The following is a 22,063-nucleotide window of genomic DNA, read 5'->3' as shown; positions in this document are numbered from 1 at the left end:
CTATTACCCTCTTTTCCAGCGAGTGCCCTGCGCTGTATCTTCTAATATAATACCCTTCGCCTTTAATTCATCACGAATTTCATCCGCTCTAGCAAAGTCACGATTCTTTCGTGCGTCTAGACGTTCCTGAATGAGTGCCTCCACATCGTCATCGACTAACTCACTAACACTCTCAAACGGTAAGCCAAGTACACCCATCAACTGATCTAGTACCTCTAGAAATTTCTGCAGTACTTGGTGACTAGTGTTTTTCTCCAACAAATACACATTTGCCTGTTTTGATAATTCAAAGATGGCAGCAATAGCGTTGGCCGTATTAAAATCATCATCCATTGCATCTTCAAATGCAGTAATTTGCTTTTCAATGCGTTCCTGCCACAGTTGATGCTCCTCCGCTAAATCGGCAGATACCGCCAATCGATGCTGCAAGTTATTGTATGCTGTCTGAATCCGGTCCAGCCCGTTCGCTGCACTCTCTACCAATTCTTGCGCGAAGTTCACAGGATGTCTGTAGTGGACAGAGAGCATAAAGAAACGAAGCACTTTCGGGTCTATCTGCTTGCGGATATCGTGAACTAAAATAAAGTTACCTAGTGATTTCGACATTTTTTCATTGTCGATATTAATATAACCATTATGCATCCAGTAATTTGCAAATGTTTTACCTGTCGCAGCTTCAGATTGCGCAATTTCATTCTCGTGATGTGGGAATGTCAAGTCTTGCCCGCCTGCATGAATATCAATCGTATCACCAAGAAGTTCTCTAGCCATAACAGAACACTCAATATGCCAACCTGGACGACCTTTCCCCCACGGACTATCCCATGAAATCTCTCCTGCTTTGGCAGCTTTCCATAGTGCAAAATCTAGAGGATCCGATTTGATCATATTTTCTTCAATCCGGGCGCCTACTTTCAATTCATCGATCGATTGGTGAGATAGTTTGCCGTACCCATCAAATTCACGGGTATGATAATATACATCTCCATTCGATGTATAAGCATATCCTTTATCGATCAGCAGCTGAATAAACTGAACGATATCATCAATATGCTCTGTCACACGCGGATGGGCTGTCGCTTTCTGGCAGCCAAGCGCGCCCACATCTTCAAAATACGCTTTGATGAAGCGCTCTGTCAGCTCCCCTACTTCTTCATTCAATTCGTTTGCTACTTTAATAATTTTATCGTCTACATCTGTGAAGTTAGAGACGTAATTCACTTCGTAGCCACGGTATTCTAAATAACGACGTACTGTATCAAAAGCGATAACAGGTCGCGCATTTCCAATATGAATATAATTATAGACAGTCGGGCCACAGACATACATTTTGACCTTTCCTTCTTCTAACGGAACGAACTTCTCTTTTTTTCTTGTCAACGTGTTATAAAGTTGAATGCTCATGTAAATCTCCCTTTTTTCCATTCAGTGCTTCTAGCTGTTGTGTCCGCAGCTGTAACTCTTGAATTTGCCGTTCCAGACGCTTGATTTCATCTGCCGTCGGGTCAGGTAATGTGTGATCTAGTTTATCTTTTACCCGAACACCATTAGATATAACAATTTTACCTGGTATCCCGACCACTGTGGAATTAGGGGGCACTTCTTTCAAAATAACCGACCCCGCTCCCACTTTACTATTTTCTCCAATTGTAATGGATCCAAGGACTTTGGCGCCTGATGCAACTAAGACATTATTATGAAGTGTCGGATGTCGTTTACCGCCTTCTTTTCCAGTCCCACCTAAAGTGACCCCTTGATACAGCGTCACATCATCTCCAATTTCACAAGTTTCCCCAATTACTACACCCATGCCATGGTCAATAAAGAGACGTCTTCCGATCACCGCGCCTGGATGGATTTCTATTCCGGTGAAAAATCTACTGACCTGAGATACCACACGTGCAAGAAAGCGAAAATTCCGCTTATATAAGGCATGTGCCACGCGGTGCGACCAAATGGCGTGTAATCCTGAATACGTTAACACTACTTCAAACGTGCTGCGAGCAGCCGGATCTTGCTCAAAAATGCAGTGGATATCTTCTTTCATACGCTTGAACAATGAACTTCCCCCTTTAAATTAAATAAATTCTTAGGCTAGATGGCGCTTTCCACTTTTGAGTACATCTAGTTCCAAGCGCCAACCTCTCGGAACACTTCGGTCTTTTCGAAAAGGAGCAAAAAACGCTCCTTTATCGGAAAACCCTCCAGTGCCTGTCGAGGCTAAGCGGCGCTTTCCACTTTTGAATATAAAAAAAACGCCCCTGTCACTTATGATGACAGAGACGCATTGGTTGCGTGGTTCCACTCCGCTTGAGAGATAGCATCTCCCCGCTTAATGTCTTTAACGCAGACGATACGTATGGCCTACTAAAATGTTCAGCTCATCGCTCAAAGGTGCATTTCCATCTTGAATGTACTCAGGTCACTTCCAGCCTAGGTGACCCTCTCTAGAGAGATTTCAACATGTACTTTCCTTCTCAACGCTTTTTATATGACGATTCATATTACGTTCATTTTACACAAATTCAACGTAAAGTCAATATTGATTATTTTGCAAATTTTTCGACACGACCAAGAATTTTTTCTTTCCCTATTAACGCAATGGCGTCTGGCAATTCAGGTCCAGATGTTTGGCCAGTTGCCACGACACGGACTGGCATAAATAGGTTTTTCCCTTTATGTCCTGTCTCTTTTTGAACAGCCTTAATTGCAGCCTTAATGGAGGGAGCATCAAATGTTTCTAATGCTTCTAGCTGGCGCTTCAATGAACTCATCACTTCCGGCACTTGTTCACCTGCCAAGATTTCGGATGCTTTTTCATCATATTCAACTGTGGCCCCGAAGAACTGGGCGGACAGTTCGACAATTTCAGCTCCAAAATTTAATTGACCATGATATAGTGCGATCAGATCGTGTACCCACGTTTGTTCTTCATCCGACATGTTTTCAGGCACAAGATCCGCTGCCTGCAAATGTGGCAGTGTAAGTTCAATAACTTCTTCAAGCGATAGTTTCTTGATGTATTGGTTGTTCATCCATTTTAACTTTTGCGTATCGAACATAGACGGTGATTTAGACAAACGAGACTCATCGAACAGCTTGACCAATTCGTCATGAGAGAAGATTTCCTCTTCCCCACCTGGCGACCAACCGAGCAACGCAAAGAAGTTAAACATCGCTTCTGGCAAATAACCTAAGTCTTTATATTGTGAAATGAATTGAATAATGGATTCATCACGTTTCGACAGTTTTTTGCGGTCTTCATTAACGATTAACGTCATATGACCGAACTGAGGATGTTCCCAGCCGAATACATCGAATACCATTAATTGTTTTGGTGTGTTCGTCAAATGCTCTTCCCCACGGAATACATGGGAAATTTTCATCAGATGGTCATCCACTGCTACTGCAAAGTTGTAGGTTGGTATGCCATTCGTCTTGACCATTACCCAGTCGCCGATATCCTTGGATTCAAATGAAACCGTACCGCGAACCAAGTCCTGAACTGTGTAAGTAATATTATCAGGAACACGCATCCGAAGACTGTATGGAAGTCCTGCCGCTTCTTTTTCAGCTACTTCTTGCGCTGTCAAATGGCTGCACGTTCCATCATACATCGGCGCTGCAATACCTGCTGCTTTTTGTGCATCGCGTTTTGCTTCTAGCTCTTCTGGCGTACAGAAACATTTGTAAGCATAGCCTTTTTCGAGCATCTCATCTGCATACTTTTTGTATATATCTAAACGTTCTGTTTGGCGATACGGCCCATATTCACCGCCTATATCTACCGATTCGTCATGATGAATGCCTAGCCATGTCAAGTTTTCTAGCTGAGACAGTTCACCACTCTCGATATTTCGTACTATATCTGTATCCTCAATTCGAATGATAAATTTCCCGTCATGATGGCGGGCAAATAAATAATTAAATAAAGCGGTCCGTGCACCGCCGATATGTAATTGGCCAGTCGGACTCGGTGCATAGCGCACGCGTACTTCTTGTGTCATATTTTCTCTCTCCGTTCTGAATCTATTACGTCTCAATGTATTTTCCTATCTATTTTAGCACTGTGTTGAAATTTTTGAAAGTCAATGGTTTTTCATCAATAAAATCGTCGCCATTGCAGCGATACCCTCTTCGCGTCCTGAAAAACCAAGGCGTTCTGTAGTCGTCGCTTTGACATTTACTTGCGTCGGATCTGCTTCTAATAATTCCGCAATACGTTGGCGGATCTCACCGATATATGGTGCCATTTTCGGTCGTTGCGCGATGATAGTACAATCGATATTACCTAGATGATACCCTTCTTCCTTAACCATTTCCCAAACCTTCTTTAATAACATGGCAGAATCCGCATCCTTAAATGCCTCATCCGTATCCGGAAAATGCGTGCCGATATCCACTTTCCCAATTGCTCCAAGTGCTGCATCTGTTACCGTGTGCAACAATACATCGGCATCCGAATGGCCAATTAGACCTTTCGTATGCGGGATCGTTATACCACCTATAATCAGGGGTCTATCTTCCGCAAATGCATGCACATCAAAACCTTGTCCAATTCGAAACATGAGGTGATTCCTCCTACTTTCTTCTTTCCAATAAGATTTCGCCTAATGCGAGATCTTCCTGGGTCGTCATTTTCACATTATCATACGAACTCTCTACGATCTGAACACTATGACCAAGCCGCTCCACTAGCATTGACTCGTCAGTGCCAAGGAAATTATCTTGTATTGCTGCTTCAGAGGCTTCTTTTAGCAATTCATATCGAAACGCTTGTGGTGTCTGGATCATCCATAATCTCTCACGATTCAATGTCTGTTTTACCATGCTGTTTTCCACAATCTTTATCGTATCCTTCGCTCTTACCGCTGCAATAGCGGCACCTTTTTCATGCGCCGTGTGGACCAATTCACGAATAAGCGATAGATCAATGAAAGGTCTCGCGGCATCATGCACGAGCACGATACCGTCACCTTTATATGCTTCTATACAAGCCGCCACACTATTTTGCCGCTCATCACCGCCTTCTACAAAAGTAATGGTTTTTGAGCCGCCATGTTGTTCTAGAATCCCTTGAATGATAGGTTGTTCGTCAGGCCTTACCGCAAGAATGATTTCATTACAATACGGATCATCCTGAAAAACGCCTATCGTATGGTACAAAATCGACTGTCCACCGATTTCTAAGAAAAGCTTATTTTGTCCTGCTCCCATTCGTTTGCCGCTACCTGCAGCCGGAATCATCACTGTATACTTCACGTTAGTCCCTCTGCTTTCTGTAGCCGGTTTATCGGCCTTTCGGTTTTGCAAAAATCATACGTCCCGCAGATGTTTGAAGAACACTCGTCACCACTACGTCGATTGCCTGCCCAATGTGCGTTCTGCCATCTTCAATGACGATCATCGTACCGTCATCTAAGTACGCAACACCTTGGTTATGCTCTTTCCCATCTTTGATAACGACTACATGCATTTCTTCTCCAGGAATGACAACTGGTTTTACGGCATTGGCTAAGTCATTGATGTTTAAAACCGCCACTCCGTGCAAATCAGACACTTTATTCAAATTAAAGTCATTCGTCACGACTAGACCTTCCATCTTCTTTGCCAGCTTTACAAGCTTTAGATCCACCTCGGCCACATCAATAAAATCTTCATCCGTAATGAGCACAGTCGGACCATCGTCATTTTGAAGACGTTTTAAGATATCAAGTCCGCGTCTCCCCTTCGTTCGTTTCAACGTATCCGAAGAGTCTGCAATATGCTGTAATTCTGTCAGAACGAATTGAGGAACGACTAAGATCCCTTGTAAAAAACCAGTTGCCGCAATGTCTGCAATTCGTCCGTCAATGATAACGCTTGTGTCCAATAATTTGTAAACATTTTTTTGTGGAGGTACAGGTTCTACCGACTCTTTCTTTTTTGAAGTTGTATTACGCACATTCGATATGGCGTTAATAAACTCTTCGCGCTTCTTAAAGCCCACCTGAAATCCTAAATATCCTAAAAGGATGGAAAGTAAAACAGGCAGTACGGATGAAATAACAGGAATCTCAATCGCGTTCAGACCAAAACTTACTAAGAACGCAACGCTAAGGCCTACAATCAACCCCACCGTCCCAAATAACAAATCCATAATCGGCGCTTTCAAAAGTCGTTCTTCAATCCATTTAATAAAATTCACAATCGGTTCTGTTAAAAATAAGCTAAATAAATATAGAATAATGGCTCCTAAAATAGCTTCAACATATGCGTTTTCTATCATGGGGCGTGATGTAAAAGCGAACAAAGCAAATAAGTACGGTAAAAATAAAACACCGAGAGTTCCTCCAATCAATAGGAAAGAAACTTGGACTACTCTTTTCAACATTTTCTTTCACCTCCTTTTCCTTCCTATTAGTATACAACTAATTAGAGTAAGTCGCTTAGGTTAAGTGATGGCATTCAAAAAATTTCTCACTACTTTTAGTAGGACAATCTGAATAGCGTAAAGGTTTCTTGGGCTTTCAAAGGTTACGCTCGCTTACACACCTGATTGGTGCGGTGACACGTATCTCGTATCTAGTCATCTTTCTTCATTTAAACGCGATTCCAAGCGCTTCAGCGATGGTTTCTACTCCAACGACTCGTATGCCTGATGGAACATCCCACCCGCCAAGATTAGAAGATGGCATAATGACACGTTCAAATCCAAGCTTAGCCGCTTCCGTCACACGTTGCTCTATTCTTGATACCCTTCTGACCTCTCCTGTTAACCCGACTTCACCAATAAAACAGTCTCCTACGCCAACTGCGGTATCTCGATAGCTCGATACGATACTAAGAAGCACCGCTAAATCAATTGCCGGCTCATCTAACTTCACGCCGCCCGCCACCTTAATATACGCATCTTGCGTCTGCAATAACATGCCTGCCCGTTTTTCAAGCACCGCCATCAGCAAGGAAACGCGGTTCTGATCTAAACCGGTCGCCATTCGCTTCGGATAATTAAAGCTGGAAGGTGTGATTAACGCTTGAATCTCCACTAATATGGGACGGGTACCTTCCATGGATGCAACAATTGTTGAACCCGCTCCACCTTGAGAGCGTTCACGCAAAAATAACTCAGACGGATTCAATACTTCTTTTAATCCGGACTGCAGCATTTCAAAAATCGCAATTTCATTAGTCGAACCGAAACGGTTTTTCACACTTCGTAAAATACGGTATGTATGATGGCGTTCTCCTTCAAAATATAGAACTGTATCCACCATGTGCTCTAGCAGTCGAGGGCCAGCGATTTGCCCTTCTTTCGTAACGTGACCAACAATGAAAATAGCAATGTTTTGAGTCTTGGCAATCCGCATTAATTCTGCAGTACACTCCCGCACTTGCGAAACACTGCCGGGTGCAGAAGTGACTTCCGGATGATGAACTGTCTGAATCGAATCTACGATGACGAACTTAGGCTTCACTTCATCTACCGTTTCATGAATCATGCCCAAATCCGTTTCTGCGTAAATATACAGCTCATCTGATTTCACACCTAGCCTTTCCGCTCGTAACTTTGTCTGCCGAATTGATTCCTCACCCGATATATACAGAACGCGTTGCTGTTGATTGGCAAGCAAGGAAGACACTTGTAATAACAACGTAGACTTACCTATGCCCGGATCTCCCCCAATTAGTATTAATGAGCCGGGTACAATTCCTCCACCTAGCACACGATTCAATTCATTCAGTTCCGTTTTCACACGGGGCTCTTCCACCATTTCAACCGCGCTGATCGGTAATGCTTTTTGTTTCACTTTCTCTCCATGCTGAAAAGCAGCACGAGGTCCTTTTTGTACAATTTCCACTTCTTCATCCATCGTGTTCCATTCGCCACAACCTGGACAGCGCCCCATCCATTTGGGGGACTCATAGCCACATGAACGACACATGAATTTCGATTTACGCTTAGCCATATACTCGCTCCCTAGACGAAAAGGACAGCTCGCTACGCTTTTTTAAATCCTAAGCGAGCGAGCTATCCTAAACTTCATTTAATCAATTTTTTACTGATTCCGTTAATTTTTCTGTTCGTACTACAAATTCATTTTCTTCGACGTCAATCACTACTTTTTCGCCTTTCAGAACCTTACCTTCCAATAACTCTTCAGATAAACGATCCTCTACATGTTTCTGAAGCGCACGACGCAATGGACGAGCTCCATACTCTGGATCGTATCCTTCGTCTGTAATCTTATCTTTTGCCGCTTCCGTCAACACTAACTGGATTTCCTGTTCAGCCAATCGTTTGGCAAGATCCTCAGACATTAAGCTGACAATTTGACGTAAGTGTTCTTTTTCCAAGGAATGAAAGACGATCATGTCATCTACACGATTGAGGAATTCAGGTCTAAACGCTTTTTTCAATTCAGCCAGCATTTTCCCCTTCATGTCTTCATAATCCGACTCTCCATCTTGAAGATTAAAGCCGACATATCGATTTTTCTTCAGTTCAGTAGCTCCTACGTTAGATGTCATAATCATGACCGTATTGCGGAAATCTACTGTCCGTCCTTTTGAATCAGTTAGTCTTCCATCTTCTAGTACTTGCAGTAAGATATTGAACACATCTGGGTGTGCTTTTTCAATTTCATCCAACAAGACGACAGAATATGGCTTACGTCGAACTTTTTCTGTTAATTGACCACCTTCATCGTAGCCTACATAGCCTGGAGGTGAACCGACTAATCGGGACGTTGCGTGTTTTTCCATGTACTCAGACATATCGATGCGAATCATGGCATCTTCATCACCAAACATCACTTCCGCTAACGCTCGAGCCAGTTCAGTTTTCCCTACCCCTGTTGGACCAAGGAAAATGAATGAACCAATCGGACGTTTCGGATCTTTCAATCCGGCGCGCGCACGACGGATTGCTCGGGAAATGGCTAAGACGGCCTCATTTTGACCAATGACACGTTCGTGTAAAATCTCTTCCATATTGAGCAACTTCACTGATTCCGTTTCCGCAATCTTGTCGACTGGAATACCAGTCCACATTGCTACTACTTGCGCAATATCATTGACCGTTACTTCCGACTCCGTTTTTCCTTGCTTCTCTTTCCAAGCTGCTTTCGTTGTTTCCAACTCTTCCTTCATTTTCTGCTCTTTATCACGATAAGAAGCGGCTTTTTCAAATTCTTGGCTTTGAACAGCTGCATTCTTTTCAGAGCGGATCGCCTCTAACTTCACTTCCAACTCCTTCAAGTTAGGAGGGGTGGTGTACGAGCGAAGCCGAACTTTTGATCCAGCTTCATCCATTAAATCAATTGCTTTATCCGGTAGGAAGCGATCTGAAATATAACGGTCAGATAGTTTCGCTGCTGCTTCTACTGCTTCATCCGTAATTTTCACTCGATGATGCGCTTCATAGCGATCGCGTAGTCCACTAATAATTTGAATTGTTTCTTCTACTGTTGGTTCATCTACTTGGATCGGTTGAAAACGTCGTTCAAGTGCTGCATCTTTTTCAATGTATTTACGATATTCGTCCAGAGTTGTCGCACCGATACATTGCAATTCACCTCTTGCAAGAGATGGTTTCAAGATATTGGAGGCATCAATCGCACCTTCCGCTCCACCTGCACCAATCAAAGTATGCAACTCGTCAATAAACAAGATGATGTTCCCTGCCTGACGAATTTCTTCCATCACTTTCTTCATACGGTCTTCAAATTCACCACGGTATTTCGTACCTGCTACGACCGTTCCCATATCAAGTGTCATGACTCGTTTATCGCGCAAGATTTCAGGCACTTCATTGTTGACGACTTGCTGTGCCAATCCTTCCGCAATCGCAGTTTTACCGACACCTGGTTCTCCAATTAAAACTGGATTATTCTTTGTGCGGCGAGCCAGTACTTCAATTACACGTGTAATTTCTTTACTTCGTCCGATGACTGGATCTAACGTACCTTCACGTGCAATTTCCGTTAGATCTCTAGCTAAACTATCCAAAGTTGGTGTAGCAGCAGAAGCAGTATTCGCAGTGCTTCCGACTGAACTTTCATCGTTACCAAGTAACTGAAGTACTTGCTGGCGCGCTTTATTCAAGCTAACTCCTGCGTTGTTCAGTACGCGCGCTGCTACCCCTTCTCCTTCACGGATCAGTGCCAATAAAATATGTTCTGTTCCAATATAGGAATGACCCAATTTGCGTGATTCATCAACTGAAAGTTCGATGACGCGTTTTGCACGTGGAGTATAATGAACGATCGGTCCCACGTCTTTAGAGCCTACACCTACAAGAACCTCTACTTCTCGTTCAATAGTATCTGCGTTGACATTAATCGCTTCGAGTGCTTTCGCTGCAATGCCACCACCTTCACGGATCAATCCGAGCAAAATATGCTCTGTACCAATTGATTCGTGTTTTAAACGTATTGCTTCTTCTTGAGCCAGTTGCAAAACTTTTTGTGCACGTTGTGTAAATCGATTAAACATCATATTCATTCCCCTCTTTCCTTTACAAATAGAATATATTCTATGTTATGCCACTTAACGCATCGTTGCTTTATTCCCTCACACTATACATATTCAAATCATTCTATGAAAAAGCCATGCATCAAACATCTATGTTGACTTTGACTATCTTTGATTAATTATAAATTGAAATGATCTTTCTTGCAAAAAGAACGCTCAAGACCTCTCTGCGTCATTTCCATTCGCTGACGATCTTTCGATTCCTAGACGATCCCGAAACAATTGTGCTCGAAAAATATCTCGTTGATCGGATGTTAATTCTGTACCCGCATATTGCTGGAGAAAACCTGGCTGCATGAAAATCATCAATTCATTTAAAATGGTCATATCCATATTTTCGATGATACCTAAATCAATACCCAAACGAACGTCAGACAAACATCTGGCAGCTTCCGCGGAAGGCAGTATCCGAGCATGTGTAATCGTACCAAGTGAACGAAACAGACGATTCTCTAAATGAATTTGAGATTTAGCCAGTAATAATTCACGCGATTTCCTCTCGTGTGCAATCAAGCGTTTCGAAATATTCTCCAGATCTTTCAGCATTTCTTCTTCAGATTTCCCAAGTGTGGTTTGATTGGATATTTGATAAATATTACCGAGAGCTTCGCTACCTTCTCCATAACTACCACGCACGACCATGCCTAACCGCGAAATCGCAGGGATGATTCGCTCGATCTGCTTCGTAATAGTCAATGCAGGTAAATGCATCATCACGGATGCTCTCATACCGGTCCCGGTATTGGATGGACAACTAGTCAGATAACCAAACGTCTCATCAAAAGCATAGTCCAAGTTTCGTTCCAGCTCACTGTCTACTTGATTTGCCTGCTCATACGCAGTATTGATTTGAAAGCCAGGATAAATACATTGAATGCGAATATGATCTTCTTCATTTACCATAATGCTGATTGTTTCATCTTCAGAAAGCAAGACTGAACCGTATTTATCAGGATTGATTAATTGCCTACTCACCAAATGTTTTTCCACTAACACCTGTCTTTCAAGAGGCGACAGGTCAGCCATCGATGTGCCGGCGAAATGATGATCTTCCAAAGTAGCTACTGCTGTATCGACCGCTTCGTTGACATGCTTTGCATCTTCTTCAGACGCACAAATTGGAAACAGATAGCCTTGCAGGTTGCGTGCCAATCTAATTCTTGTGGACAATACGATATCCGAGTGCTCACCTTCCGCCACCATCCAGCCAGTCAGTTCCTGATTGATGAATTTTTCAAATGACATACTGATCGTCACCTCCATCGTCCAGTTGCTGTTTTACTTGATTGGCTTCATCTCGCAAAGTTGCGGCTTCTTCAAAACGCTCTTCTTCCACGGCTTCTTTCATTTTTGCACGGATGTCTTCTAACTGTTTTTTCAAAGCGAAACGTTCATTGAAAGAAACAGGAATTTTACCACCGTGACTTGTGTTTCCATTGTGCAACTTGGCAAATACCCGGGGAAGCTGTTCGCGAAAGGCGTCATAGCAAGTCGCACATCCGAACTTCCCATTGTCTAAAAAACTATGGAAGGTCAGTCCACAGTTCGGACATGTAGGACCGTCTGGTAACGTATCATTCGCCTTTTGGCCTTGTAACAGCTCGGAACCACCAAGCCAGTGTGCCAAAAATTGCTGAATGGATAAAGGCTCTTGATCCGGACTAAATGAAAATGTTTGGGAATGAAACGCACACTTATCACATAAATGACGCTCTGTCACACCATTCATTGTCTCTTGTTTAAAGACGACAGTCGCTGGTCGTTCTTTGCAGTTTTCACAAAGCATTTGTCATCACCTCATTCTACTTCTTCATAAATCAATGTAACTAGCATGGCACGAAGTATACGCGAACGCAGTGCATCGCGTTCAGGAAGCATGTATCGCAATGTCGTACGACCCACTGCTGCTAGCATCAGTTTGGCTTCCCGCTCTGAAATCACTTCTTCCTCAATTAAACGAAAGATCACGTCTTCAGCCATCGTAGAAGATGCTTCCGTTTCCAAACTTTCCAATGCTTGCTCAAGTAAATCTTTACGAGAATTCGTCTGCACCCGATAAATCCGGATATACCCACCGCCGCCACGTTTCGATTCCACCGCATAGCCTCGCTCTACTGTGAAACGGGTTTTGATTACATAGTTGATCTGTGAAGGTACACATTGGAATTTCTCTGCCACTTCATTTCGTTTGATCTCCACAGAAGCACTATCTTCATTTTCGATAATCGACTTCAAATACCCTTCAATAATGTCAGAAATATTACGCATCTCGTCACCTCGTTTCTGCTCGATCTTCTAGTTGACTTTGACTATCTTTGACTTGATTGTATCGCAGGAAACAAGGGGAATGCAATTCATTTGTCTCAGTATGTAGTGATGATTTTTGCAAGTCTAGCGCTAGGCTGTCACTCACTGCATATGATTATTCATTGAATTTCCAGCTACTTCAATAAACTAAAAAACCACGTAAGCGTTCTACGTGGTTTTGATTCTCTTATATCGTCACAGGCTCTCTCTTCAGCGGCTCTAGATCCACTTCGAAACCCATGTCCTCTAACATTTGTCTGTCCTGGTCATTTTCTTGCCCAGCCGTTGTTAAATAGTCACCAATGAAGATCGAGTTTGCCGCATACAAACCAAGTGGCTGAAGGCTTCGGAGGTTAACTTCCCGCCCACCCGAGATCCGAATTTCCTTCGTTGGGTTGATATGACGGAACAAGCATAACACCTTTAAACAATAACGCGGATCCAATTCAGACGTTCCCTCAAGCGGCGTTCCATCTACTGCATGCAAGAAGTTGACTGGAATGGAGTCTGCATCCAATACCCGCAAGCTGTGCGCCATTGAAATCACATCTTCTTTCGTCTCGCGCATTCCGACAATCACGCCTGAACAAGGAGAAATCCCAGCTTCTTTGGCGTGTCCTACTGTATTCACACGATCATCATATGTGTGGGAAGTCGTGATGCTTTCATGATGTTCTGCAGAAGTATTTAAATTATGGTTATAGCGGTCCACCCCTGCTTCTTTCAAACGTACTGCCTGTTCGGGTTTCAAGATACCAAGACATGCGCACACTGTCATATCTTTATGTTTTTCTTTAATTTGCTTGACGGAATCAATGACAATCTCTAACTCGCTATCACGCGGTCCACGTCCACTTGCTACGATACAATACGTGCCCGCTTTATTGGCGGCTGCCCGCTCTGCACCTTGCAATATTTCTTCAGATTTCATCATCGCATACTTGTCAACAGGTGCTTTTGACACAATCGATTGAGCACAATACCCACAGTTTTCAGGACACAATCCCGACTTTGTGTTGATAATCATATTAAGCTTCACTTTATTTCCATAGTAATGAGAGCGAATTGAATACGTCGCGTGAAGCAATAACAATAAGTCTTCGTCCGGACTGTTTAATATAGAAAGCGCTTCCTCGTCTGTTAGTACATGTCCTTCCAAAACTTTATCAGCCAATTGTTGATAGTTCGTCAAAATGTACGCCTCACTTTCAAGTGTTTTGAAATTCTAAACGCAAATATTCCTGCTAGTACTGCCAAAATAATGTCCTTCGGTAATGGCGGTACCATCCAAAGCCATGCAATTTTGTAAGTGAATATCTCTGGAGCAACTGCCCAAAATTTATAAGCAAGGTACATCCAATTCGTTCCGACTAGATAATTGATCGCTGTGGCAACAAGTGCTGCAATAATATAGGTTGGCAACGTATTTTTCCGTTCTACGAATTTACCAGCTACATAGGCAGTTAGAATAAAGGCGACTACAAAACCAAATGTCGGACTTAAAATCTGTCCAAATCCACCTTGGAATTTAGCAAATACAGGAGCACCGGCCAGCCCAACCAACATGTATACAGTAATCGATAATGCACCTATGCGGCTACCTAATAACAACCCAGACAATACCGCAAAGAATGCCTGCAACGTAATCGGCACACCCCCTATTACCAAAAACGGTACGAATGAGGTGATATTAGCACCAATCATCATCAATGCAGCGAACATTCCGCTATATACAATTGTCAATGCGTTGAACTTGCTTTTCGGCCTTCCTTCTGTAGCTGTTGTCATCATTACACCTCTTCACATTTTTGAGTTACTATAAAAATAGTAATAGTTAACTCATAATGTGTCAACTAATTTTTAAATATAGTTAACAAATAAAAAGACTGACAACCTAAAGCTGTCAGTCTACTTCTTTTTATCAATTTTTTCTTCTTTTTCTTTTCGAAACAGAAAAAAAGCAAGCAACCCACTTAACGCTGCCGCGCCAAATGTAATCCAAACACGTGTATCCCAAGGCACTTCCCCATAACTATTGGACAACATAATCCAAGCAAGCGTACCCACGAGAGCGGCAATTGGAATGGAATATTTAAAAAACTGCATAATTCCTCACCTTTTCATTTTATTCCTCTAATTTTACCATATAACAAGACATTACTCTATGCACACTATTGTCTCTCTCCACTTCACCAAACATTCACTTGACGAATACCGACAGAACCGCTATGATATGATTAGAATTATCAAAATAATTTAATAAGACATATCTTATCAAGAGAAGCTGAGGGACTGGCCCGTCGATGCTTCAGCAACCAGCCATTAGGCAAGGTGCTACGTCCAGCGGTATGCCACAATGGCACACTGAAAGATGAGAGGGAACTAGTCATTGTGATTACAAAGCCTTCTGTTTAATTGAAGGCTTTTTTTTATTAGAAAAAAGTAAAGGGGAGACTGTGTAATGTCATTGATGGAGAAACTTCAAACAAACGTCCTGACAGCTGATGGAGCGATGGGGACTATTTTATATTCATACGGAATCGATTATTGCTATGAGGAATTAAATATAGAGAAGCCTGAGATCGTAGAAAAAATCCACCAAGATTATATTGCGGCAGGAGCGGATATTATCCAGACCAATACGTACAGCGCCAATGCGATTAAATTGGCTCGTTATGGATTGGAAAGCCGTGTCACTGAATTCAATAAAGCAGCTATCCAAATTGCCAAGCGGGCTGCTACGCCAGGTGGTCAATATGTGCTTGGAACAATTGGTGGACTACGGGGAATCCGGAAGAGCGATGCTTCGATTGATGAGGTGAATCAAGTCGTCCTCGAACAAGCTAACGCATTACTAACAGGCGATCCTGACGGGTTATTACTAGAAACTTATTATGATTTTGAAGAATTGTCAGCAGTCGTTTCGACATTACGTCAAATTACCGATGTTCCGTTAATTGCACAAGTGTCGATGCACGACCCTGGAGTTTTGCAAAATGGCCTTTCTTTGAATGACGCTTTGCACCAGTTAGAGTCGCTCGGCGCCAGTGTAGTGGGTGTGAATTGTCGTTTGGGACCTTACCATACGATCCAAGCCTTTGAAAATGTGACACTACCAAAAAATGCGTTTTTATCGGCTTATCCAAATGCAAGTTTACTAGACGTAGAAGATGGTCGTATTGTCTATGAATCAGAAGCTGAGTATTTTGGTCGCGCTGCAGTATTACTACGTGATCAAGGGGTCCGGTTAATTGGTGGATGTTGCGGAACGACACCTAAGCATATTGCAGCTGCAAAAACGCGGCTGGCTGGATTGTCCCCTATTACTAAGAAGCTAGTAGAACCTGCAAAACCGATTATTATTCAGGAAGCAGGCCCTATAAAGTATGAGCCACTCCACGAGAAAGCTAAAAGAGAACGCACGGTCATTGTAGAATTGGATACACCACGTCATTTGGAGACAGAAGATTATATTAAAGGTGCAAACTTGCTCTATGATGCTGGGGTGGATGCCGTAACGATGGCTGACAACTCATTAGCGTCTCCTCGGATTAGTAATATGGCGATGGGTTCGATCATCAAGATGAAACATAACATCCGGCCTCTCGTACATTTAACATGTCGGGACCATAACTTGATCGGTTTGCAATCGCATTTAATGGGACTTGATGCACTGGGCATCCATGACATTTTAGCGGTGACGGGTGATCCGACGAAGGTTGGGGACTTCCCTGGTGCGACAAGCGTTTATGACGTGTCAAGCATGGAATTACTGCAATTGATCAAGCAGTTGAATGAAGGAATTTCATTTTCCGGTAAACCATTGCGTAAAAAAGCGAATTTCTCGGTCTCCGCTGCATTCAATCCGAATGTTCGAGTCTTGGATCGTGCAGTGCAACGATTGGAAAAGAAGATTGAAGCAGGTGCCGATTATTTCATTACACAGCCTGTTTATACGAAAGAAAAGATTATTGATGTCTACGAAGCTACAAAGCATTTAGAAACACCCATTTTCATTGGAATTATGCCGCTGACGAATATCCGCAATGCAGAGTTTTTGCATCATGAAGTCCCAGGCATCAAATTATCGGATGAGGTGCTAGAACGGATGCGTGCATGTGGAGATGACCGCGCGAAAGCTACCGAAACAGGGATTCAGATAGCCAAGGAACTGATCGATACAGCAGCGCAATACTTTAAGGGGCTATATTTGATCACTCCATTCCTTCGCTATGACATGACACTGGAGCTGTATCAGCATATTAAGCAAATAGATGAGCAGAAAGAGAGGGAATTAACACATGCAGAGACATCCTATTGAAGAACAACTAGACAAACGAATCCTTATCTTAGATGGCGCGATGGGGACGATGCTGCAAGCGGAAGATCTCTCAACAGAGGATTTTGGCGGTGAAGAATACGACGGTTGTAATGAATACTTGAATGTTTTACGACCAGATATCTTAGAAAAGATTCATGACGAGTATTTAGAGGCGGGCGCCGATATCATCTGTACCAATACGTTTGGTGGCACTCCCCTTGTATTGAATGAATTCTCCCTAGGTCACAGAGCACATGAAATCAATACAAAAGCAGTCGAAATCGCTAAGATAAGTGCCACAAAATATTCTACACCCGAGTGGCCTCGTTTTGTAGCCGGAGCTATTGGACCAACTACCAAAACACTCTCTGTCACTGGCGGTATCACATTTGATGAACTGTCACACGACTTCTATGTTCAGGCGAAGGCACTCGTAGAGGCAGGAAGCGACCTGATATTAATGGAAACAAGTCAGGATATGCTAAATGTCAAAGCGGGAACGATTGGCATCAAAAAGGCATTTGAAGAGCTAGGGCGTGAAGTACCGATTATGATTTCTGGTACGATCGAACCGATGGGCACGACACTCGCGGGTCAAAGTATTGAAGCATTCTATATTTCTATTGAACATATTCAACCACTATCTGTAGGTCTAAACTGTGCGACCGGACCTGAATTCATGACGGACCATTTGCGGTCGCTATCCGACTTGGCGAATAGCTATGTCACTTGCTATCCGAACGCCGGATTGCCCGATGAAGAGGGTCATTATCATGAATCTCCTGAATCGCTATCGAAGAAACTCGAAGGATTTGCGGATAAAGGCTGGTTGAACATGGTCGGTGGATGTTGCGGTACTACACCGGCTCATATTCGGGCAATCCGAGAAGCTGTGAAAGACAAAGCACCTCGCCAAATGCCTGAAGAAGCACACGATCATGCAGTATCAGGCATAGAGCCTTTACTATATGATGAAACATTGCGACCATTACTCATTGGCGAGCGGACAAACGTTATTGGCTCCCGTAAATTTAAGAAACTAATTGTCGAAGAAAAATTTGAAGAAGCATCTGAAATCGCACGCGCACAAGTAAAAAGAGGAGCGCATGTACTTGATATTTGTCTAGCCAACCCAGACCGTGATGAGTTAGTCGATATGACTGCCTTTATGAAGGAAGTTGTGAAAAAAGTCAAAGTTCCTCTAGTAATTGATTCAACAGATGAAAATGTAATAGCAGAAGCATTGAAATATTCCCAAGGGAAAGCAATTATCAACTCGATCAACCTGGAAGACGGTGAAGAACGTTTTGATGCTGTTTTACCTCTTGTGAAAAAATTTGGCGCCGCAGTCGTTGTCGGAACAATTGATGAAGATGGGATGGCTGTAACAAGAGAACGCAAATTGGAAATCGCGGAACGTTCGTATGATTTACTTGTGAATAAATGGGGAATCGCCCCGGAAGACATCATTTTCGATCCACTCGTCTTCCCTGTCGGCACAGGAGATGAACAGTACATCGGATCTGCTGTAGAGACGATTGAAGGTATTCGTTTGATTAAGGAAAAAATGCCTCGCTCGTTGACGACGCTCGGTGTAAGTAATGTTTCATTCGGCTTGCCTCCTGTAGGTCGTGAAGTTCTTAATGCAGTGTATTTATATCATTGTACACAGGCCGGCTTGGACTACGCGATCGTCAATACGGAAAAGCTAGAACGCTATGCATCTATTCCTGAATCGGAAATCAAACTAGCTAATGACCTGCTGTTTACGACAACAGACGAGACGTTAGCAGACTTCGCTGATTTTTATCGCGATAAGAAAAAAGAAAAAACAGAAGATGATATTCCAAAAACTGTGCCCGAACGTCTTGCCTACTATGTGGTAGAGGGAACGAAAGAAGGCTTGATTCCTGACTTAGAGGCAGCGCTTAAAATATATGACACACCTCTCGATGTCATTAATGGTCCTTTAATGACAGGAATGGCAGAGGTCGGTCGCCTCTTCAATGACAACCAGCTCATTGTAGCGGAAGTATTGCAGAGTGCAGAAGTCATGAAAGCTTCCGTTTCTTATCTAGAGCAGTTCATGGATAAGAAAGAAGATGACAGCGGTAAAGGAAAGATCATCCTAGCTACTGTAAAAGGTGATGTACACGATATCGGGAAAAATCTCGTGGATATCATTTTAAGTAATAATGGCTTTAAAGTAATTGATATCGGAATCAAAGTTACGCCTGCTGCTTTAATTGAGGTCATTCGTAAGGAAAAACCAGATATCGTTGGGTTGTCTGGATTACTCGTAAAATCAGCACAGCAAATGGTGTTGACAGCACAGGACTTCAAGGCGGCTGGGATTGATTTGCCTGTCATGGTAGGAGGAGCTGCGCTGACAAGACGATTTACCGAAACGAAGATTGCACCTGAATACGATGGTCCTGTTATTTTTGCAAAAGATGCGATGCAAGGACTTGATCTGGCAAACCGTTTGCAAAGCGACGGTAAGGATGCGCTACTTGAAGAGCTCCAAGAAAGTCTTGAAAAACGCGAAACCAATGATGCACTTAAAGCAAGCCGCGGAAATACTGCAGTCGCTGTAGCCGCTCGTCCAGTGAAAACCGTGCGGACCGATGTACCTGTTTTCGTACCGACTGATTTACGCAGACGCGTAGTAAAAGATTATTCTGTTGCTCATTTACACCCATACGTGAATATGCGCACACTAATCGGCCATCATCTTGGCTTGCGTGGAAACGTCGATAAAATGTTAGAGAATAAAGAGGAACGTGCAGTACAGCTTCATGAAATGGTCACTAGTTTCTTGCAATCTGATAAATTGACCGCCTCTGGTATTTATCAGTTCTTCCCTGCCCAAGCAGATGGAGATGATGTCATTATTTATGACCCAGAAGATGCAAAAACTGAAATCGAGCGTTTCACGTTCCCCCGTCAAGAAAAAGAACCATTCCTCTGCTTGGCTGACTATTTAAAGACAGTGGAAAGTGGAGAAATGGACTATGTGGCATTCATGCAAGTTACGGCGGGAAAAGGCGTCCGCGACTACGCAAATCAATTAAAAGAAGAAGGTAAATTCTTAGAAAGTCACGCATTCCAAGCAACAGCTCTAGAGTTGGCGGAAGGATTTGCGGAACGAATTCACCAAGAAATTCGCGATCAATGGGGATTCCCTGACCCCACGGACTTCACGATGCGCGAACGTTTCGCAGCCAAGTACCAAGGTCAGCGATTCTCATTCGGCTACCCTGCTTGTCCAAACTTAGAAGACCAAGCAAAACTCTTCGGTCTCATCAAGCCCGAAGATCACGGCGTCATCCTGACTGAAGAGTTCATGATGGAACCAGAAGCATCCGTCTCCGCCATCGTCTTCGCTCATCCCGATGCAAGATACTTTAATGTGGAATAACTAACCAAAAGCGGAGACGGCTGTTCAGCTCCGACAGGCACTGGAAGACTTAAAATAAAGGCGCTTTTTTCCTTTTCGCTAAGCCTGAAACGTCCCGAGAGGCTGGTGGCTTACCAAAAGCAGAAAACTGACGTTAAACCGCTATGAAAACTTTACAAAAAAACCGCTTACCACTCCATTATTGGAGTGGAAACAGCGGTTTTTTTTGCTCTAAGAAATGATTAGCGGCAACATCTTCCGCGTCTGCGACCACATCCGCCGCCTCCCCACGGTCCAACTCCTGGCCCCATTCCTGGTCCTGTTCCAGGCATAAATGTAGAACCCATAACATCCTGAGTTGACTCCGTATAGTAATGTTGCGGCACACCTACCACATTATGGCGATTGACGTTCACGATCGGGTGAATATAAGGAATTTCTTGCGTAGTAAAGCAATCATTATAACGGTATTGCGTCGGGCAAACGATTGGTTGGAAACCTGGTTGCTGTCCTGGAAATTGTCCTTGCATTCCAGGGTACTGTCCTTGATTCATCATCATTTCACCTCCTATAACCCTATTACATGCTAACCCACAGATTTATTACGGGCTAGCAACACGATAGGCGAAAATTTCATCAAGTTAGTGATTTCTAAACTGTAATTAACTGATTGCTTCTGAGTAAAAAATAACCCATATCGTCTTAATTCAGACGATATGGATCCCTATTACCCACCGCTCTGTGGGGTTGATGATTTCTCATAGCCTTTTTGTTCAATTGATTTCAAATATTTGATGACTAGCTTACCTTCAAATACAGGACAATGTACAGGGGCTCCTTCTGCAACCATATTCAAGGAATTTAAAAAGTCAAGATCACGACGTAACTGTAGCTCGGCTCTATGCAAAAAGTGACGTTCCATACCTATTCACCCTTTCCGATAAATGATTCACACGACAATACCTACGTATTACTTATTTCTAAACAAGAAAAACTGAGTAAGTAAATTAAGTATTCACTTTATAATATGTGCGTGAAGACTACTTGGAGTGGGTATAGTATGATATAACGAATATATCGAAGGAGAGAGTTTGTATGAATCGAAATCGAATTGTATTATTTGATGGTGAATGTAATTTTTGTGATGCAAGCGTACAGTTCATTATTAAGCGTGATCCATATCGTCGTTTTTCTTTTGCTTCGCTACAAGATGACATAGGAAAAGAACTTCGTAAGCAATATCAAATTTCAGATGATGTGGATAGTTTGGTTTTGATTGAAAATGATAAAGCTTATACGAGATCAGGAGCCGCTTTGCGAATCGCAAAAAAATTAGATGGACTGTGGCACTTAGCGTTCTTATTCATAGTAGTTCCACCAGCTATCCGTGATCGGGTATATGACTATATTGCAGCGAATCGATATAAGTGGTTCGGCAAGAAAGAATTATCCTGCATGCTCCCTACCCCTGAAGAACGTCAGCGTTTTTTGGCGTAAAAGAGCCTTCCGGTAAGCAACCG

19 protein-coding genes, 1 riboswitch and 1 other annotated feature are annotated in these 22,063 nt (G+C 42.9%); of the genes, 3 read left to right on the top strand and 16 right to left on the bottom strand.

Annotated features, from left to right (window positions below):
* Nucleotides 1-3: 3 nt before the first annotated feature.
* The 14 genes from cysS to GD002_RS11810 form a co-directional block, all read right to left on the bottom strand.
* A complete protein-coding gene (cysS, locus tag GD002_RS11875; protein ID WP_153732585.1) occupies nt 4-1,404 on the bottom strand; it encodes a cysteine--tRNA ligase in 1,401 nt (466 codons plus the stop codon).
* The gene (cysE, locus tag GD002_RS11870) at nt 1,385-2,059 is read right to left on the bottom strand and encodes a serine O-acetyltransferase (protein ID WP_153732584.1); all 675 of its coding nucleotides are present in this window, start codon (nt 2,057-2,059) and stop codon (nt 1,385-1,387) included. The genes cysS and cysE overlap by 20 nt, the downstream gene beginning before the upstream one ends.
* 216 nt (nt 2,060-2,275) lie before the next feature.
* Nucleotides 2,276-2,490: a binding site (T-box leader), on the bottom strand.
* 56 nt (nt 2,491-2,546) lie between these two features.
* Nucleotides 2,547-4,007 (bottom strand): glutamate--tRNA ligase, encoded by a 1,461-nt coding sequence (gene gltX, locus GD002_RS11865; protein WP_153732583.1) that lies wholly within the window; start codon nt 4,005-4,007, stop codon nt 2,547-2,549.
* An 81-nt stretch (nt 4,008-4,088) separates the two neighbouring features.
* Entirely contained in the window at nt 4,089-4,568 is a 480-nt protein-coding gene (ispF, locus tag GD002_RS11860; RefSeq protein WP_153732582.1) for a 2-C-methyl-D-erythritol 2,4-cyclodiphosphate synthase, read from the bottom strand.
* A gap of 13 nt (nt 4,569-4,581) precedes the next feature.
* The gene (ispD, locus tag GD002_RS11855) at nt 4,582-5,262 is read right to left on the bottom strand and encodes a 2-C-methyl-D-erythritol 4-phosphate cytidylyltransferase (protein WP_153732637.1); all 681 of its coding nucleotides are present in this window, start codon (nt 5,260-5,262) and stop codon (nt 4,582-4,584) included.
* 28 nt (nt 5,263-5,290) lie between these two features.
* Nucleotides 5,291-6,373: a PIN/TRAM domain-containing protein gene (locus GD002_RS11850; RefSeq protein ID WP_153732581.1), complete on the bottom strand. Its 1,083-nt coding sequence runs from the start codon at nt 6,371-6,373 to the stop codon at nt 5,291-5,293.
* 205 nt (nt 6,374-6,578) lie between these two features.
* Complete coding sequence (gene radA, locus GD002_RS11845) at nt 6,579-7,949, bottom strand: DNA repair protein RadA (RefSeq protein ID WP_153732580.1); 1,371 nt, start codon at nt 7,947-7,949, stop codon at nt 6,579-6,581.
* An 82-nt stretch (nt 7,950-8,031) separates the two neighbouring features.
* Nucleotides 8,032-10,479 (bottom strand): ATP-dependent Clp protease ATP-binding subunit, encoded by a 2,448-nt coding sequence (locus tag GD002_RS11840; RefSeq protein WP_153732636.1) that lies wholly within the window; start codon nt 10,477-10,479, stop codon nt 8,032-8,034.
* A 192-nt stretch (nt 10,480-10,671) separates the two neighbouring features.
* The gene (locus GD002_RS11835; RefSeq protein ID WP_153732579.1) at nt 10,672-11,760 is read right to left on the bottom strand and encodes a protein arginine kinase; all 1,089 of its coding nucleotides are present in this window, start codon (nt 11,758-11,760) and stop codon (nt 10,672-10,674) included.
* Nucleotides 11,750-12,301, bottom strand: coding sequence for a UvrB/UvrC motif-containing protein (locus tag GD002_RS11830; RefSeq protein WP_153732578.1), 552 nt, complete (start codon nt 12,299-12,301; stop codon nt 11,750-11,752). Before GD002_RS11830 ends, GD002_RS11835 begins: the two co-directional genes overlap by 11 nt.
* Before the next feature lie 11 nt (nt 12,302-12,312).
* Nucleotides 12,313-12,783: a CtsR family transcriptional regulator gene (locus tag GD002_RS11825; RefSeq protein WP_153732577.1), complete on the bottom strand. Its 471-nt coding sequence runs from the start codon at nt 12,781-12,783 to the stop codon at nt 12,313-12,315.
* A 226-nt stretch (nt 12,784-13,009) separates the two neighbouring features.
* Nucleotides 13,010-14,014 (bottom strand): biotin synthase BioB, encoded by a 1,005-nt coding sequence (bioB, locus tag GD002_RS11820; protein ID WP_153732576.1) that lies wholly within the window; start codon nt 14,012-14,014, stop codon nt 13,010-13,012.
* On the bottom strand, nt 14,011-14,613 hold the full coding sequence (locus GD002_RS11815) for a biotin transporter BioY (protein ID WP_153732575.1): 603 nt from the start codon (nt 14,611-14,613) through the stop codon (nt 14,011-14,013). The genes bioB and GD002_RS11815 overlap by 4 nt, the downstream gene beginning before the upstream one ends.
* A gap of 117 nt (nt 14,614-14,730) precedes the next feature.
* Nucleotides 14,731-14,928, bottom strand: coding sequence for a hypothetical protein (locus tag GD002_RS11810; protein ID WP_153732574.1), 198 nt, complete (start codon nt 14,926-14,928; stop codon nt 14,731-14,733).
* 162 nt (nt 14,929-15,090) lie between these two features.
* Nucleotides 15,091-15,200: riboswitch (SAM riboswitch) on the top strand.
* A gap of 83 nt (nt 15,201-15,283) precedes the next feature.
* Between GD002_RS11810 and GD002_RS11805 the strand changes: the two genes are divergently transcribed.
* Nucleotides 15,284-17,143, top strand: a complete 1,860-nt coding sequence (locus tag GD002_RS11805; protein WP_153732573.1) for a bifunctional homocysteine S-methyltransferase/methylenetetrahydrofolate reductase — start codon at nt 15,284-15,286, stop codon at nt 17,141-17,143.
* Nucleotides 17,124-20,564, top strand: coding sequence for a methionine synthase (gene metH, locus GD002_RS11800; protein ID WP_153732572.1), 3,441 nt, complete (start codon nt 17,124-17,126; stop codon nt 20,562-20,564). The genes GD002_RS11805 and metH overlap by 20 nt, the downstream gene beginning before the upstream one ends.
* Before the next feature lie 221 nt (nt 20,565-20,785).
* On the opposite strand, the gene GD002_RS11795 is transcribed toward metH, so the two are convergent.
* Nucleotides 20,786-21,100, bottom strand: coding sequence for a spore coat protein D (locus tag GD002_RS11795; protein WP_153732571.1), 315 nt, complete (start codon nt 21,098-21,100; stop codon nt 20,786-20,788).
* Between the two features lie 170 nt (nt 21,101-21,270).
* Nucleotides 21,271-21,465 (bottom strand): hypothetical protein, encoded by a 195-nt coding sequence (locus GD002_RS11790; RefSeq protein WP_153732570.1) that lies wholly within the window; start codon nt 21,463-21,465, stop codon nt 21,271-21,273.
* A gap of 173 nt (nt 21,466-21,638) precedes the next feature.
* Between GD002_RS11790 and GD002_RS11785 the strand changes: the two genes are divergently transcribed.
* Complete coding sequence (locus tag GD002_RS11785) at nt 21,639-22,040, top strand: thiol-disulfide oxidoreductase DCC family protein (RefSeq protein ID WP_153732569.1); 402 nt, start codon at nt 21,639-21,641, stop codon at nt 22,038-22,040.
* Nucleotides 22,041-22,063 lie beyond the last annotated feature (23 nt).

It is taken from the genome of Sporosarcina obsidiansis (assembly GCF_009651005.1).
Classification (GTDB): domain Bacteria; phylum Bacillota; class Bacilli; order Bacillales_A; family Planococcaceae; genus Sporosarcina; species Sporosarcina obsidiansis.
This window is presented reverse-complemented; position numbering and strand designations above follow the sequence as displayed.

Bases quoted from the DNA above. Each gene is read 5' to 3' on its own strand.
- GD002_RS11835 (WP_153732579.1), bottom strand. From the start codon at position 11,760: ATGTCATTTGAAAAATTCATCAATCAGGAACTGACTGGCTGGATGGTG.
- GD002_RS11805 (WP_153732573.1), top strand. From the start codon at position 15,284: ATGTCATTGATGGAGAAACTTCAAACAAACGTCCTGACAGCTGATGGA.
- GD002_RS11785 (WP_153732569.1), top strand. From the start codon at position 21,639: ATGAATCGAAATCGAATTGTATTATTTGATGGTGAATGTAATTTTTGT.
- GD002_RS11790 (WP_153732570.1), bottom strand. From the start codon at position 21,465: ATGGAACGTCACTTTTTGCATAGAGCCGAGCTACAGTTACGTCGTGAT.
- gltX (WP_153732583.1), bottom strand. From the start codon at position 4,007: ATGACACAAGAAGTACGCGTGCGCTATGCACCGAGTCCGACTGGCCAA.
- GD002_RS11825 (WP_153732577.1), bottom strand. From the start codon at position 12,783: ATGCGTAATATTTCTGACATTATTGAAGGGTATTTGAAGTCGATTATC.
- ispF (WP_153732582.1), bottom strand. From the start codon at position 4,568: ATGTTTCGAATTGGACAAGGTTTTGATGTGCATGCATTTGCGGAAGAT.
- GD002_RS11830 (WP_153732578.1), bottom strand. From the start codon at position 12,301: ATGCTTTGTGAAAACTGCAAAGAACGACCAGCGACTGTCGTCTTTAAA.
- GD002_RS11815 (WP_153732575.1), bottom strand. From the start codon at position 14,613: ATGATGACAACAGCTACAGAAGGAAGGCCGAAAAGCAAGTTCAACGCA.
- GD002_RS11850 (WP_153732581.1), bottom strand. From the start codon at position 6,373: ATGTTGAAAAGAGTAGTCCAAGTTTCTTTCCTATTGATTGGAGGAACT.
- cysS (WP_153732585.1), bottom strand. From the start codon at position 1,404: ATGAGCATTCAACTTTATAACACGTTGACAAGAAAAAAAGAGAAGTTC.
- GD002_RS11840 (WP_153732636.1), bottom strand. From the start codon at position 10,479: ATGATGTTTAATCGATTTACACAACGTGCACAAAAAGTTTTGCAACTG.
- GD002_RS11810 (WP_153732574.1), bottom strand. From the start codon at position 14,928: ATGCAGTTTTTTAAATATTCCATTCCAATTGCCGCTCTCGTGGGTACG.
- radA (WP_153732580.1), bottom strand. From the start codon at position 7,949: ATGGCTAAGCGTAAATCGAAATTCATGTGTCGTTCATGTGGCTATGAG.
- GD002_RS11795 (WP_153732571.1), bottom strand. From the start codon at position 21,100: ATGATGAATCAAGGACAGTACCCTGGAATGCAAGGACAATTTCCAGGA.
- metH (WP_153732572.1), top strand. From the start codon at position 17,124: ATGCAGAGACATCCTATTGAAGAACAACTAGACAAACGAATCCTTATC.